13 protein-coding genes are annotated in these 14,748 nt (G+C 70.7%); 6 read left to right on the top strand and 7 right to left on the bottom strand.

The genetic code is table 11. From position 1 onward, the window contains the following. The first annotated feature begins 19 nt into the window (after positions 1 to 19). From M3195_RS00940 to M3195_RS00930, 3 genes are read left to right on the top strand one after another with little or no spacing between them, the layout of a single operon-like run. On the top strand, positions 20 to 574 hold the full coding sequence (locus tag M3195_RS00940) for a GNAT family N-acetyltransferase (RefSeq protein WP_251584340.1): 555 nt from the start codon (positions 20 to 22) through the stop codon (positions 572 to 574). A gap of 54 nt (positions 575 to 628) precedes the next feature. Further along, positions 629 to 2,119: an amino acid ABC transporter substrate-binding protein/permease gene (locus M3195_RS00935; protein WP_251584339.1), complete on the top strand. Its 1,491-nt coding sequence runs from the start codon at positions 629 to 631 to the stop codon at positions 2,117 to 2,119. Beyond that, positions 2,116 to 2,844 carry an amino acid ABC transporter ATP-binding protein gene (locus M3195_RS00930; protein ID WP_251584338.1) on the top strand — a complete coding sequence of 243 codons (729 nt, stop codon included), beginning with the start codon at positions 2,116 to 2,118 and terminating at the stop codon, positions 2,842 to 2,844. Before M3195_RS00935 ends, M3195_RS00930 begins: the two co-directional genes overlap by 4 nt. A 133-nt stretch (positions 2,845 to 2,977) precedes the next feature. Here the strand turns inward: M3195_RS00930 and M3195_RS00925 are convergent, their stop codons facing one another. The 4 genes from M3195_RS00925 to M3195_RS00910 form a co-directional block, all read right to left on the bottom strand. Continuing rightward, a complete protein-coding gene (locus M3195_RS00925; protein WP_251584337.1) occupies positions 2,978 to 4,288 on the bottom strand; it encodes an MFS transporter in 1,311 nt (436 codons plus the stop codon). Beyond that, the gene (locus M3195_RS00920) at positions 4,285 to 4,752 is read right to left on the bottom strand and encodes a winged helix-turn-helix transcriptional regulator (RefSeq protein WP_251584335.1); all 468 of its coding nucleotides are present in this window, start codon (positions 4,750 to 4,752) and stop codon (positions 4,285 to 4,287) included. The genes M3195_RS00925 and M3195_RS00920 overlap by 4 nt, the downstream gene beginning before the upstream one ends. Before the next feature lie 156 nt (positions 4,753 to 4,908). Next, positions 4,909 to 6,186 carry a phosphoribosylamine--glycine ligase gene (gene purD, locus M3195_RS00915; protein WP_251584333.1) on the bottom strand — a complete coding sequence of 426 codons (1,278 nt, stop codon included), beginning with the start codon at positions 6,184 to 6,186 and terminating at the stop codon, positions 4,909 to 4,911. Positions 6,187 to 6,433: 247 nt separating this feature from the next. Continuing rightward, positions 6,434 to 7,114 carry an NUDIX hydrolase gene (locus M3195_RS00910; protein ID WP_251584327.1) on the bottom strand — a complete coding sequence of 227 codons (681 nt, stop codon included), beginning with the start codon at positions 7,112 to 7,114 and terminating at the stop codon, positions 6,434 to 6,436. 100 nt (positions 7,115 to 7,214) lie between these two features. On the opposite strand from M3195_RS00910, the gene M3195_RS00905 reads away from it, so the two are divergent. Continuing rightward, a complete protein-coding gene (locus tag M3195_RS00905; RefSeq protein WP_251584325.1) occupies positions 7,215 to 7,586 on the top strand; it encodes a sterol carrier family protein in 372 nt (123 codons plus the stop codon). A 30-nt stretch (positions 7,587 to 7,616) separates the two neighbouring features. Then, complete coding sequence (locus M3195_RS00900) at positions 7,617 to 8,051, top strand: GNAT family N-acetyltransferase (protein WP_251584323.1); 435 nt, start codon at positions 7,617 to 7,619, stop codon at positions 8,049 to 8,051. Here M3195_RS00900 and M3195_RS00895 read toward each other — a convergent pair. Genes M3195_RS00895 through M3195_RS00885 form a run of 3 tightly spaced genes read right to left on the bottom strand, consistent with a single transcriptional unit; the run spans position 8,048 to position 11,021 of the window. Then, positions 8,048 to 8,836, bottom strand: a complete 789-nt coding sequence (locus tag M3195_RS00895) for a heme ABC transporter ATP-binding protein (RefSeq protein WP_251584321.1) — start codon at positions 8,834 to 8,836, stop codon at positions 8,048 to 8,050. The two genes, M3195_RS00900 and M3195_RS00895, sit on opposite strands and share 4 nt — an antisense overlap. After that, entirely contained in the window at positions 8,833 to 9,906 is a 1,074-nt protein-coding gene (locus tag M3195_RS00890; RefSeq protein ID WP_251584319.1) for a FecCD family ABC transporter permease, read from the bottom strand. The genes M3195_RS00895 and M3195_RS00890 overlap by 4 nt, the downstream gene beginning before the upstream one ends. After that, on the bottom strand, positions 9,903 to 11,021 hold the full coding sequence (locus M3195_RS00885; RefSeq protein ID WP_251584317.1) for a heme/hemin ABC transporter substrate-binding protein: 1,119 nt from the start codon (positions 11,019 to 11,021) through the stop codon (positions 9,903 to 9,905). Before M3195_RS00885 ends, M3195_RS00890 begins: the two co-directional genes overlap by 4 nt. 160 nt (positions 11,022 to 11,181) lie before the next feature. Here M3195_RS00885 and M3195_RS17020 point away from each other — a divergent pair, with 160 nt between their 5' ends. Further along, a complete protein-coding gene (locus M3195_RS17020; protein ID WP_251584315.1) occupies positions 11,182 to 14,688 on the top strand; it encodes an HtaA domain-containing protein in 3,507 nt (1,168 codons plus the stop codon). Positions 14,689 to 14,748: the final 60 nt, after the last annotated feature.

The raw sequence follows: 14,748 nt of genomic DNA, 5'->3' as shown, positions 1-14,748 counted from the left end.
GGTGTGATTGCATCAGGCGATGACCGTAGAGCTCGTCCGCCCGACGTCCGCCCTCTTCGACAGCTGGGCTTCGGCCGTCGCCGAGTTCGGCGACGGCCATGTGGACGGATCCGGGCTCCAGGCCCCTGTCACGCCCGACCGTGAGACGCTCGACGCCCTCGTCGCGAAGTCCGAGTTGCTCGCCGACACCTCGGCCGAGCTCCCCGACGACTCCGTGCACAACGACCTGTACTGGATCGTCGACGACGGCGAGGTCGTCGGATTCGTCTCGTTCCGGCACGAGCTCAACGACTACCTGCGCGAGGTGGGCGGTCACATCGGATACTCGGTACGTGCGTCACGGCGTCGGCTCGGATACGCCTCGGCGGGCCTCGCGCTCGCGCTGGATCGCGCCCGCGAACTCGGTCTCGATCGGGTGCTCGTCACCTGCGACGACGACAACGTCGGCTCCTACCGCACGATCGAGCGAGCGGGCGGAGTGCTGCAGGATGTCCGCGATCAGAGCGCGCGAGGGCACGCGATGCTCCGGCGCTACTGGATCGACCTCGCGGGCACGGAAGCGCGCGCCAAGTAGGGTTGAACCTCGGCGGCTGTCCGGTCGCATCATCCGATCCGAGGAGCATCCGTCGTGATCCCGAATCCCTTCCCCGCGACCGCGCGCCTGCGCCGCTTCGGCCGCACCGTCGGCGCGATGGCGCTGACGGCGTTCGTCGCCGCGGGCGCTCTGCTCGGCGGGGCCACCGCAGCCAACGCCGACACCACCGGCGAGGCCTACGTCATCGGCACCGACACCACCTTCGCGCCGTTCGAGTTCACCGACCCGAACGGCGACCTCGTCGGCATCGACATGGACCTGCTCCGCGCGATCGCGGAGGACCAGGGTTTCGAGGTCGAGATCCGCCAGCTCGGTTTCGACGCGGCCGTGCAGGCGCTGCAGGCCAACCAGGTCGACGCGGTGATGGCCGGCATGTCGATCACCGACGAGCGCAAGCAGACCTTCGATTTCAGCGACCCGTACTTCACCAGCGGCATCCAGCTCGGTGTGCTCGACTCCAGCGACATCCAGTCGCTCGACGACCTCGACGGCGAGGCCGTGGCGGTCAAGACCGGAACACAGGGGCAGACCTTCGCCGAGGAGAACCAGGACGAGTACGGCTTCCGCATCACGCCGTACCAGGACACGACCGACATGGTGGATGCCGTGAAGGCAGGCCAGGCCGTCGGCTACTTCGAGGACTTCCCCGTGCTCGCGTACGGCATCCAGCAGGGGTCGGGCTTCCGTCTCGTCGGCGAGCCCGAGCTCGGCGGCGAGTACGGCTTCGCGGTCAACAAGGGACAGAACCCCGAGCTCATCGAGATGTTCAATGCGGGACTCAAGAACCTGCAGGACTCGGGTGAGTACGACGAGATCGTCGACCGCTATCTCGCCGAAGGCGATGGCGGGGAGGGCGGGTCAGCGCAGGCCACCGACATCATCTCCGTCGCGATCAAGTACTGGCCGGCCCTCATGCAGGGTCTGTGGCTCACGATCCTCGCGACCCTCGTCGCGATCGTGGCGGCGTTCATCCTCGGACTCGTGTTCGGCTTCGGCCGTATCTCGCGCATCGCGCCGTTCCGCTGGATCGCCACCGCCTACGTGTTCGTCTTCCGCGGCACCCCGATCCTCGTGCAGGCGTTCTTCGTCTTCTTCGCCGTGCCGCAGCTGTTCCCCGGCCTGACGTTCGACCCGTTCGTCGCCGGAGCGATCACGCTCTCGCTGAACACCGGTGCCTACATGACCGAGATCATCCGCGGCGGCATCCAGGCCGTCGACCCCGGTCAGAACGAGGCGTCGCGCTCGCTGGGTCTCAGCCACTGGAAGACCATGCGCAAGGTCGTGCTGCCGCAGGCGTTCCGCATCATGATCCCGTCATTCGTGAACCAGGGCATCATCACCCTGAAGGACACGTCGCTCATCAGCGTCATCGGCCTGGCAGAGCTCACGTTCCAGTCGCGGCAGATCATCGCCTCGACGTACCTGTCGGCCCAGGTGCTGACGATCGTCGCCATCATCTACTTCGTCGTGATCACGCTGCTGACGCTGCTCGCGAACCGCCTGGAGAGGACGTTCAACGCATGAGCAAGATCGAGGTCACGGACCTGCACAAGTCCTTCGGCGACAACGAGGTGCTCAAGGGCATCGACCTCACCGTCGAAGACGGCGAGGTCATCGCGGTCATCGGCCCGTCGGGATCCGGCAAATCGACGCTGCTGCGCTGCCTCAACAAGCTGGAGGAGCCTACGTCGGGACACGTCGTCATCGACGGTGTCGACCTCACCGACAAGAGCGTCAAGCTCGACGACGTGCGCCAGCGCATCGGGATGGTGTTCCAGCACTTCAACCTGTTCCCGCACATGACGGTGCTCGAGAACATCACGCTCGCTCCGGTCGAGACGGGCAAGCTGTCGAAGGCCGAGGCCCGCGAGCGCGCCCTCGCACTGCTCGACCGGGTGGGTCTCTCGGAGAAGGCAGGAGCGAAGCCCGCATCCCTCTCTGGAGGTCAGAAGCAGCGCGTGGCGATCGCCCGCGCGCTCGCGATGGATCCCGAGATCATGCTCTTCGACGAGGCGACCAGCGCACTCGACCCCGAGATGGTCGGCGAAGTGCTGCAGGTCATCCGCGACCTCGCGTCGGGCGGCATGACAATGGTGCTCGTGACCCACGAGATGGGTTTCGCGCGCGAGGTCTCGGGCCGCACGGTGTTCATGGACGGCGGAGTGGTCGTCGAGCAGGCCCCGCCTGCCGAGCTGTTCGGCGACCCCAAGAACGAGCGTCTGAAGGACTTCCTCTCGAAGGTGCTCTGACCCGCCCCTTCTCCCCGCGAACCACCCCTTTCGCACCGAACCACCCCTTCGCACACCGTTTGCGAGGGGGTGGTTCGGCAAAAAGGGGGTGGTTCGGCGGTCGTGAGAGGGCGTGCGAGGGGGAGAGAGGGCGTCAGGACAGCGGGGTGGGCGCGGGATGCCGACGGATCGTCGCGCTGACCAGCGCAGCCACCGCGCACAGCCCCGCCGCGGCGAACCAGGCGATCGTGTACTGGCCGGTCTGGTCGCGCACGATGCCCGCGAGCACCGAGGCGATGCCGGCGCCGATCTGGTGCGCGGCGAACACCCAGCCGAAGACGAGCGGTCCGCGGTCTCCGAACACCTCGCGGCACAGGGCGATCGTCGGCGGCACGGTCGCCACCCAGTCGAGGCCGTAGATCACGATGAACACGATGATGCTCGGTTGCACCTCCGCCGACAGCAGGTTCGGCAGGAACAGCAGGCTCACCCCGCGCAGCGCATAGTACGCCGCGAGCAGGATGCGGGGATTCACCCGGTCGGTGAGCCAGCCCGAGAACACGGTGCCGACGATGTCGAAGATCCCGACGACGGCGAGGAGGCCCGCGGCAGTGGTCGTCGGCATCCCGTGGTCGTGGGCGCTGGGGATGAAGTGCGTGCCGATCAGTCCGTTGGTCGAGGCGCCGCAGATCGCGAAGCCGATCGCGACGGCCCAGAACGTCTTCGTGCGTGAGGCGTCGCGCAGCGTCGTGATCGCGAGTCGCGCGGCACCCCAGGCATTGCCACGCGGGCGTGGGGCAGGCGGCACGGTCGGGGCGGGCTCGCCGTAGCGTCCGACGCCGAGGTCGCTCGGCCGGTTGCGCAGGAAGATCCACACCAGCGGCACGACTGCGAGAGCGCCGCCGGCGATGACCAGCGATGCTCCGCGCCATCCGATCTGCTCGGCCGAGGTCGCGATCACGGGCAGGAAGATGAGCTGACCGGTCGCGCTGCCCGCGGTGAGCACACCCGACACGAGTCCGCGGCGGGTCGCGAACCACGTGTCGGTGATGGTCGCGGCGAACACGAGGGCCATCGACCCGGTGCCGAGTCCGATCAGCACGCCCCAGGTGAGGATCAGCTGCGCGGGCGTCGCGACGAACACGCTCAGCGCCGCGCCCGCGCCGATCACGAACAGCGCCGTCACGGTGACCGCTCGGATGCCGAAGCGCTGCATGAGCGCTGCCGCGAACGGAGCGGTGAGCCCGAACAGCAGCAGGTTGACGGTGACGGCGAGCGACAGCTCGGCGGTGGTCCAGCCGAACTCGTCCTGCAGCGGCAGCATGAGCACGCCCGGGGCGGCGCGGAAGCCGGCGGCGCCGATCAGGGCGATGAGGGCGACGAGCGCGACGATCCACGCCGGATGCACACGACGCGGGCGGGATGCCGAGGTGCCGGTGGGCTCCTCGACCGATTCGGCGGTCACGCGGGGACTCCCGTGACCAGCGCGAACGGCTCGCCGCCCAAGCTGCGCCGCGCCCACAGGGTCGACTCCGCGTCGAGCGGGGCCTCGCAGTGCGTGCACCAGTCGACGGATGCCGCGGCCTCGCCGCACCTCGCGCACGATGTCTGCAGGCCCCAGGGACCATCGGGGTCGGTCACGCGGGAGAACCGCGCGAGCGCGTGGAGGATCGGCAGCGTCTCGCGCCCGGCATCCGTCAGCGCGTAGCCGCGCTCGGTGTCGCGGGCGAGGAGTCCGGCACCCGTCATGGCGCTGAGGCGGCGGGCGAGCACGGAGTCGGCGGCGCCGGTGGCGTCGCGCAGTTCGTCGAAACGGGAACGCCCGGAGAAGAGCTCGCGCAGGATCAGCAAGACCCACGGGTCGGCGAGCACATCGGCGGAGCGGGCGATCGGACACGTGGCGGTCGACCAGTCGGAGCGGAGTGGCATCCTCCTACTTTCTTGAAGAAAGTGGATGCTGTCAAGCGCACGTCCTCGTCATCTCGCCGAACCACCCCTTTCTGCGCGAGCCACCCCCGTGCGAACGGGTCGCAGAGGGGTGGCTCGGCCGAAGAGGGGTGGTTCGCGGGGCGAAGAGAGGCGGCGTTACTCCGCGACGCGGGCGGCGATGTCGGTGCGGTGGTGCGAGCCTTCGAGGCGGATGCGCCCGATCGCCTCGTACGCGCGGTCTCGCGCGGTGCGGAAGTCGGATGCCGTCGCCACGACGTTCAGCACGCGTCCGCCGGTCGCGACGAGCGATCCGCCAGGGGCGTCGGGGCTCGCGGTCGCCGCGTGCACGAGGCGGACACCCTCGACCGACGCAGCCTCGGCCAGACCCTCGATCGGGCGGCCGGTCTGCGGCGCCTCGGGGTAGCCCTCGCTCGCCACGACGACCGTGATCGCGACGTCGTCGCGGAACTCCGGGGCGGGCTGGTCCTCGAGGGTGCCGGATGCCGCGGCCAGCAGGAGCTCCGACAGCGGCGTCACGAGGCGCGGGAGCACGACCTGCGTCTCGGGGTCGCCGAAGCGGGCGTTGAACTCGATCACGCGCACGCCGGCCTGCGTGAGGATGAGCCCCGCGTAGAGCAGTCCGATGAACGGGGTGCCCTCGCTGTCGAGCTGGCGGATGACGGGCAGCGCCACGTCACGCGTGACCTCATCGACGAAGGCTCGCTCGCTGCCGAACTGCTCGGCGAGCCAGGGAAGGGGTGAATACGCGCCCATGCCGCCGGTGTTGGGACCTTCGTCGCCGTCGAGCGCCCGCTTGAAGTCCTGTGCGGGGCTCAGCGCGCGCACCGTGTCGCCGTCGCTGAGGAAGAAGAGCGAGACCTCGGGGCCCGACAGGAATTCCTCGACCAGCACCGGACCCGACGGCAGATACTGCTCGGCGTGGGCGAGCGCCTCGGCGCGGTCGGAGGTCACGATGACGCCCTTGCCTGCCGCGAGGCCGTCGGCCTTCACCACGTGCGGAGCGCCGAGGTCGTCGAACGCGGCCTCGACCTCGGCGGTCGTCGCGGCGCGCACGGCGCGGCCGGTAGGCACGCCCGCGGCATCCATGATCCGCTTCGCGAACGACTTCGATCCTTCGAGCTGGGCGGCCGCCCTGCCCGGGCCGAACACCGGGATGCCGCGCTCGCGCAGAACGTCGGCGACCCCCGCGACGAGCGGCGCCTCGGGACCGACGACCACGAGGTCGACGGCGTTCTCGTTGGCGAACTCGGTGATCGCCGCGCCGTCGAGCGGGTCGAGTCTCACCGGGGTGGCATCCTGCGCGATACCCGCGTTGCCGGGGGCGACGAAGATCTCGTGATCCGTCTGCTCCGCTCGCAGGCCGAGGATGATCGCGTGCTCACGGGCACCGGAACCGAGGACGAGGATCTTCACCCGACCAGCCTACCGACGCGCACGGCGGGGTTTCCGACTGCGGCGTGGTGCCGATACCGACGGCGGTTCTCGGTACCGACGGCGGCCGCGTGCGACACCTCGGCGGCGATCGTGGAGGCTCGGGTCGCACTTCGTGCCGCCGCAGGATCGATCGGACGGCACGAACTGCGACGGCAACGGACGGGTCCAGCCCGCGGACGGCACGGACTGCGACGGGAACGGTGGGTTCGCGAGAACCGCGGGCGCCTCAGAGCTCGATCGGGCGCTCGGCGGAGCGGTCCCAGTCCTGCGTCCACCCCGTCGCGTCGAACAGGGCGTCGAGCACCATGGCCGTGAACCCCCACACGATCGTGCCGTCGACGTCGAACGCGGGTCCGCGCCAGGTGCGGCCGAACCGGTGCAGGCGGGACGTGAAGCGCGTCGCCGGGTCGAGCAGCTGCGCGACGGGCACCCGGAACACCTCGACCGTCTCGGCGTGATCGACAGCCGCGACGCGCGACGGAGAACGCCACCAGGCCAGCACGGGCGTCACGACGTGGTTGCTCGCGGCGAGGGGCAGCTCGCCGAGCGTGGCGAGCACCTCGACGCCCGCGGGATCGAGGCCGGTCTCCTCCTGCGCCTCGCGCAGCGCGGTGGCGACGGCGTCGGCATCCTGCTCCTCCCGACGTCCGCCCGGGAACGACACCTGCCCGGGGTGCGACGACAGGGTCGCCGCCCGCCGCTGCAGCAGCACGTCGAGGTCGGCGGCGACCGTGGCCTCGTCGGTCTGCGCCGGCGTGCTGTCGAGCCGCCCGAACAGCACGAGAACGGATGCCGGGTGCGCGTCGCCGACCAGGGGCGGGAACGGCTTCGCCCACCCGTCCGCGCGCTGCGCCGCGGCGATCAGCTCGGCCCGCGCGCCGTGCAGGGTCTCGGGATTCTCGGTCATCGCCTCGAGCCTATGCCTGTCGGGACCCCCGACGGCGGGCGACGCGGGCGCGAATCCACGACGGGAGAGGGATGCCGACGCCCGGCGTACCCTGGATCCCATGCCCCCTCGCAGGATCGACATCATCGACGGACGCGCCGCGCTCGACGCCGTGCGTGCCGCCGGCGACGCCGGGACGAAGCCGGTCAGGAACGACCTCGCCACCGCCGTGCGCTACCTGCTGCAGCTGCTCGACGAGAAGGCGCCGGGCAACAGCGTCGAGGTGCGCGTCCCGCCGTTCGGGGCGGTGCAGGTCATCCAGGGTCCGCGCCACACCCGCGGCACCCCTCCGAACGTCGTCGAGATGGATGCCGCGACCTGGATCGCCGTCGCCACGGGCGTCGAGCACTGGACGGATGCAGAGACCGCCGGCCGCATCCGCGCCTCCGGCACGCGGGCCGACCTGCTCGACGTGCTGCCCCTGCGTCCCTGACCCGGTCGTCGGCCGATGCAGAATGAACGGATGAGCTACGTCGTGGACGACTCGCCCGACCGCATCGACATCGACGCGGTGTGGGCCGCGCTCCGCGAGGTGTACTGGGGCAAGTGGCGCAGCCGCGACGACATCGTGGCGCAGATCCGCGATGCGTGGCGGGTCATCGGCGTCTACGAGGAGCGGACCGGCGCGCAGGTGGGCTTCGCCCGAGCGGTGTCGGACGGCTCCGGGTTCGCCTACCTCGCCGACGTCATCGTGCTGGAGGCGCATCGAGGTCGCGGCCTCGGCAAGCGGATCGTGCAGGCCATGATCGACGACGGACCGGGTGCCCACTTCCGCTGGACTCTCTTCACCAGCGATGCGCACGGCCTCTACGAGCAGTTCGGCTTCGCGGAACCAGACCGCACCGCCCTGGTACGCCCGGCGGCGGCGCGCCCCATGCACCCGACCCAGGCGCCCTAGCGTCGCGCGACGACGAGCGGCACGCCCGTGACGGGATGCGGGAAGACGTCGACGGGCTGCCCGTAGACGGCTTCGATGCGCTCGGCGGTCAGCACCTCGGCCGGCGTGCCGGTCGCCGCAACGTTCCCCGCGACGAGCAGGGTCACCCGGTCGGCGTGTGCGAGTGCGGCGTTGAGGTCGTGCAGCACGATCGCGACGGCCGCCCCGGCATGCGCCTGTCTGCGCACGAGCCGCATGACGTCCTCGTGATGCTTGAGATCGAGTGCGGCGGTCGGCTCGTCGAGCAGCAGGATGTCGGTGCTCTGCGCAATCACGCGCGCCAGGGCGACGCGGGCGCGTTCGCCCCCCGAGAGTGAGGTCACCGGGCGCGAAGCGAGCTCCGTGACCTCGGTCGCCGCCATCGCCGCCGCGACGAGCGCGTCGTCGTCGTTCGCGGCGTCGGTGCGCGCCCAGGGCGCCCGTCCCATGCGCACGACCTGCTCCACAGTGAACGGGAACGAGACCGCGTTCTCCTGCAGCAGCACCGCGCGGGCGCGGGCGAGGTCGGGCGGGCGGATGCCGGCGAGCGGCGTCTCGTCGTGCAGCACGTCTCCCGCGAGCGGCAGGATGTCGCCGGCGAGCACACCGAACAGCGTCGATTTTCCGGCTCCGTTGGGGCCGACGAGAGCGTGGATCTCGCCCGCCCTGACGTCGATCGAGGCGTCGTCGAGGATGGCGCGGCCGGCGCCGATGCGCACGGTCACGGCGCGGGCCTGCAGTCGCACGGCGCCCTCCGTCGCGTTCACGCCCAGCCTCCCGAGCGACGACGCGTTCGTACGAGTAGCCAGAGGAAGAACGGCCCGCCGACGAGCGAGGTGATCATGCCGATCGGCAGGTCGGCGAGCGGCACCGCGGTGCGGGCGACGAGGTCGGCGAGGGCGATCAGCAGTGCCCCGCCGAGCGCCGACGAGATCACGAGCGGCAGGTGGGCTGGACCGATCAGCATCCGCATCAGGTGGGGGACGACGAGCCCCGCGAAGCCGATGATGCCCGCGAAGGCGACCGCCGCGCACACGAGCACCGCCACCGTCACGATGACCACCATCCGCAGAGCCTCGACGTTCACGCCGAGGTGCCGGGCGGTGCGCTCGCCGAGGGCGAAGAGGTCGAGGCGCGACGACACGATCACGGCGACGAGCACCCCGACCGCGACCAACGGTGCGACGAGCGCGGTGTTCGACCACAGCGCGCCGTTGAGCGACCCGAGCTGCCAGAACACGATCTGCTCCCGTGTCGATGTGGTGCCGAGGAACGTCAGGAAGGCCATGCCGGCGCCGGCGATCGCGTTGATGGCGATGCCGGTGAGCAGCAGCGTGACGACCTCGGTGCGTCCGCCTGACCGGCTGATGAAGTAGACCGCGAGCACCGCGGCGAGCCCGCCGAGGAAGGCGAACACGGGTGTCGTCCACATGCCGAACGACGCGAGTCCGAGCGTGATGCTCGCGGCCGCGCCGAGCGCCGCGCCGGAGGAGACTCCGACCACTCCGGCATCCGCCAGCGGGTTGCCGAAGATCGCCTGCATGAGCACGCCGGACACGGCGAGGGCGGCGCCGACGAGGATGCCGAGCACGAGCCGCGGCAGTCGGAGGTTGTAGATCACTCCGTAGTCGGCGGCCGACGTCGGCGCCCAGGCGGTGTCGATCCCCACGCCCTTCAGGAGCACGCCGACGAGGTCGGCGGGGGAGAGGGCGTATTGGCCGCTCGTGATCGAGGCGATACAGGTGACGACGAGGGCGGCGACGAGCCCGATGACCACGACGGTGAAGCGAAGGCCCCGGTGGGTGCCCGGGGTGCGCGTGACGACCTCGCCGGTCACTTCGGGGACTCTGCGGTGGCCGTGTCGGGGGCGTAGAGGGCGCGCGCGATCGCGCCGACCACCTCGGCCGAGCGAGGCCCGAAGCTGAGGATCTCGCTGTCGGCCATGTCGATCACGCGACGGTTCGCACCCGCCGGAGTCTGTGCGATGGCGGGGATGCGCTCCAGGAGCCCGTCGACGCCGCCGACGGATTCGAGCCCGTCGGTCATCATCACCAGCACGTCGGGCTGGGCGGCGACGAGCGCCTCGGCGGTCATGGGCTTCATGCCCTGCCAGCCGATCTCGCCCGCCACGTCCACTCCACCGACCGCGTCGATCAGGGAGTCGGCGCCGGAGTCCTCGCCGAAGATGTAATACACGTTCGCGCTCCCGCGCACGTAGAGGAACAGCATCCGCGCGCGGTCGTCGACCGATGCGGGGACCACCCCGGCGATCTCGGCGAGGGACGCCTCGAGATCGGCATCCAGCCGTTCGATGAGCGCCTTGCCGCGCGACGGCACTCCGAGGGCTGCGGCGATCTCGGTGACGAGCTCGTCGGTGGTGTCGAGGCGTCGATCGCTGGAGACGACGACGACCGCGATGCCCGCGTCGCGCAGCTGCTGGCGGATCTCCTTGGGGCCGATCGTGGTGTCGGTGAGGATGACGGTGGGGGCGAGCTCGAGGATGGCCTCGGCGTTCAGCGTGTGGCCGCTCTTGGTCACGACCGGCAGGTCTTCCGTCCCGGCGAACTGCGTCGACGAGTCGCGTCCGACGACCTGGTCGCCGAGTCCGAGGGCGAAGACGGTCGACGCGACCGTGCCCGAGATGTCGATGGGCAGGATGCGGTCGACGTCGCTGATCTCGACCTCGCGCCCCTCGGCGTCCGTGACCGTGACCGGCAGGGCAGGAGCGGCGTCGTCGGTCACCGGCTCGATCGCGTGGCTGGAGAGGCAGGCGGTCGAGACGCCGGTGGCGGCACGCACATCGTCGACGAGGTCGAGGGATGCGAGCGGCTCGGATGCCTGAGGGCAGGTATCGAGATCCGCGGCCTGCTGCGTCGTGGGCCCGGGCGTCGCGCAGGAGGCGAGACCGAGGGCGAGCGCGGCAGCGAGGAGAACGGCAGGGACGCGGCGCATTAGGCAAGGCTATCCTAAAACTTGACGGGATCTCGCCGCCGCCTCTAGTCTCGGGACCAGTGCTTACTTAGCTAAGCCTAACCAACAATCACCCTTCGCTCGACTGCACAGCGGCACCGCTGGCGCGCACCCTCTTCGCGTGCCCGGCGCCTGGAGAACCGTGAACGACACAGCCATCGAATCCCCGGGGAGCAGCCGCATCCGCGTGCTTCTCGCCGCCCTCGTCTCCTTCCTCCTGATAGCCGCCGGCGCGGTGATCGTGCCTCCGGCGCATGCCGCGAGCGGGTCGGTCGCGGCCTCCGTCACATCGGCCGGCGCGAGCGGCGTGACCGTCGGGGTCGACGCGAGCGGACTCCCCGATGTCGCCAGCGTCTACGCCGCCCTGATCGTGAAAGGCACGGAGAGTGGACTCTCCGGCCCCGGCGGCGGCTACGCCGCCTTCGCGATTCCGTTCCCCGCCGTGAGCGGCGGTGCGAGCTCCTTCTCGCTGACCGCTCCGGCCGACAAGCTCGACCGCTCGCAGGTCTATGAGGTCCTCATCTGGCAGCAGCACTCCGTGCCGAACGCCGACACCATCTACGCCCGGGGAGACGTCGCGATCTCGGCCGCGCAGTGGGATGCCGTGTTCCCGCCCGCGACGACCGATCCCGGCACTGACCCGGGTACCGATCCCGGCACTGACCCGGGTACCGATCCCGGCACTGACCCGGGCACCGATCCCGGCACTGACCCGGGCACGGACCCCGGCACGACGCCCGGGCCCGCCGCTCCCTCGATCGCGGTGTTCCTCGCCGACGGCATCACGCCCGCGGGCACCACCGCGCTGAAGGCCGGTGACACGGTCGTCGTGAAGGGGTCGGGTTACGACCCGACGGCGAACGTCGGCGGCCGCGGCGTGCCGATTCCCTCGAACCTCCCGCAGGGCACCTACGTCGTGTTCGGCAACTTCGCGTCGCAGTGGCAGCCCTCGACCGGCGCCGCCTCCTCGGCGCGTTCCGTCGGCGCGCAGAAGTGGGCGCTCGCCGAGTCGGTACTGAACCAGGTTCCGGCGCAGTACCAGGCCGCGATCCGCGGGCAGTGGGTCGACATCGCGGCGGACGGCACCTTCCAGGCCACTCTGACGCTCCAGGACACGAAGGCCACCCCGGGCTCGTACGGCGTGTACACCTACGGTGCGGGCGGCGTCTCGAACGCCGCGCAGGAGCGCAGCGTCGCCCTGAACTACTCGGTCGCACCCCCGGAGCCTTCCCTCGAGGTGTTCCTCGCCGACGGCACGACGCCCGCAGGAACGACCGCGCTGGAGGCCGGTGACACGGTCGTCGTGAAGGGCACCGGCTACGACCCGACGGCGAACGTCGGCGGCCGCGGCGTTCCGATCCCCTCGAACCTCCCGCAGGGCACCTACGTCGTGTTCGGCAACTTCGCGTCGCAGTGGCAGCCCTCGACCGGCGCCGCGTCCTCGACGCGTTCCGTCGGCGCGCAGAAGTGGGCTCTTGCGGAGTCCGTGCTGAATCAGGTTCCGGCGCAGTACCAGGCCGCGATCCGCGGGCAGTGGGTCGACATCGCGGCGGACGGCACCTTCCAGGCCACTCTGACGCTGAAGGATGCCGCGGCGACGCCCGGCGCCTACGGCGTGTACACGTACGGCGCAGGCGGCGTGGTCAACGCGGCGCAGGAGCGCAGTGTCCCGCTGAACTACGGGAACGTCCCGGTCGTCTCTACGACCGTCACGGCGGCGACCGCTGCCGACGGTCTCACCGTTTCGGCATCCGCTTCGAAGCTCGGCGACATCGCCGGCGCCTACGTCGCACTGATCGAGACCGGCACCGAGGCCGACGTGACGGCCGGCGGCGGTTTCGCTGCCATGCAGTACGTGCGCCCGATCGCCGGCGGCGAGTTCTCGGTCGACCTCACGGCCGCCGCGAAGCTGCTCGACCGCACCAAGACCTACGAGGTCATCGTGTGGCAGCAGCACACCATGCCGACCGCGCAGACCATCTACGGACGCGGCGCGGTGACCATCACGCCGCAGCAGTGGGACGCACTGCTCGGACCGATCGTCGAGGTACCGCCGACGACCCCGCCGACGACGCAGCCCACGACGCCCGGCGTGCCCGTTCCGGGCGGCTCGCTGCGGTGGGCGATCTCGTCGTCGTTCACGAGCTACGTGACGAGCGGGATCGCCAAGGGCGCGATCGAGGTCTCCGGCGGCGCGACCCGTTCCGGCGGCATGTTCCAGTTCGGGCAGACGGTCGGCGGCGACTACAGTGCGGCCAGCGGGCTCGGCAGCGTCGTCTACCAGGGCGCCGTGCGCTTCACCGGTCACGGCGGCGTGCTCGACGTCACGGTCTCCAACCCGCAGATCACCGTCACATCGGCGAACGCGGCGACCCTGTCGGTGACGCACGCCGGCGCTCAGGTGCCGTTCGCGACGCTCGACCTGTCGCGCGCTGTCGTCGTGACCGCGAACGGTGCGGTCACCTACTCCGGTGCTCCCGCTGCGCTCACCGCTCAGGGGCGCGACCGGGTGCTCGCCGGCTTCTCGACGACACTCGACCCGGTGACGTTCACCGTCGGCTCGGTCGCGGCTGCTCCGGCGGGGACCACCGGCACCGTCGCGGCGGCTGCGGTGAAGGCGAAGACGACGATCCCCGCCACGCCTCCGGCGACCACCGGCATCCAAATCGACGAGACGAATCTCGTGGCGCTCCAGTCCGGCGGATCGGCGACGATCTCGGCATCCGGATTCCGGCCGAACGAGACCGGCATCCAGGTCGTCGTCTACTCGACGCCCGTGCTGCTGGGCACCGTCGACGCCGACGCATCGGGCGTCGCGAGCTGGTCGGGCTCCCTGCCCGCCACCCTCGAGGACGGCGCCCACACACTGACCCTGCAGGGCTCGGTCTCGCGCGGCCTCGAGTTCACTCTGACCCGTGCAGCAGCAGCGATCGGGCAGTGCACGGTCGAGGGTGCGACGCTGCAGTGGGGCTTCAAGGAGTCGTTCCGCACCTACATCGAGGGCATCGCGGCCGGCGGCTGGACCCTCTCCGATGTGGAGTACCGCTATCCCGAGTACGTCTGGCAGAACGGCACCGGCTCGTTCGACGACGAGAGCCTGACCGGACTCGTCGCCTTCGGCGGCAGCATCGCGTTCTCGGGCCACGGCGGTGCGCTGAACACGACCCTGTCGAACGCGCGTCTCGAACTCGCCGGCGACGCGGGGTATCTCGTGTTCGACGTGCTGGGCACCACGCAGGACGGGCAGGGCGTCGACCAGCAGGGCGTGCGCTTCGCGGAGTTCGCGATGGGAGATGCAGCCATCGTCGACGGGATGCTGTCGCTCGACGCGCTGCCGGCGACCCTCACCGAGGCAGGGGCGGCGGCGTTCGGCACCTATGGCGCAGGCGAGGAACTCGACCCGGTCACGGCGTCGGTCCCGGTGACGACCGAGTGCGGGGTCGCGGTCGAGGAGGAACCGGCGCAGGAGAGCGAGGGCACGACTGCTGCGGCATCCGTCACCGCCGTCGCCGACGCTGAGAGCGCGCCGATCTGGCCGTGGATCGTCGGCGGTCTCGTGATCGTCGCGCTCGGCGCGGGAGCCGGTGTGCTCATCGCTCGGCGCAACCGGGCGAACGCGGAGGGTGCAGACGTCACGACCGGCGTCTGATCCCCGGGGGCCGCACCGCCCTCCCCGCAGCGGACGCGGGGAGGGCGGTGCACTGCATCC

The sequence above is a fragment of the Microbacterium hydrocarbonoxydans genome (genome assembly GCF_023715885.1).
GTDB lineage: Bacteria > Actinomycetota > Actinomycetes > Actinomycetales > Microbacteriaceae > Microbacterium > Microbacterium hydrocarbonoxydans_C.
Note: the sequence above shows the minus strand (reverse complement) of the source record. Positions and strands in the feature narration are given on the sequence as shown.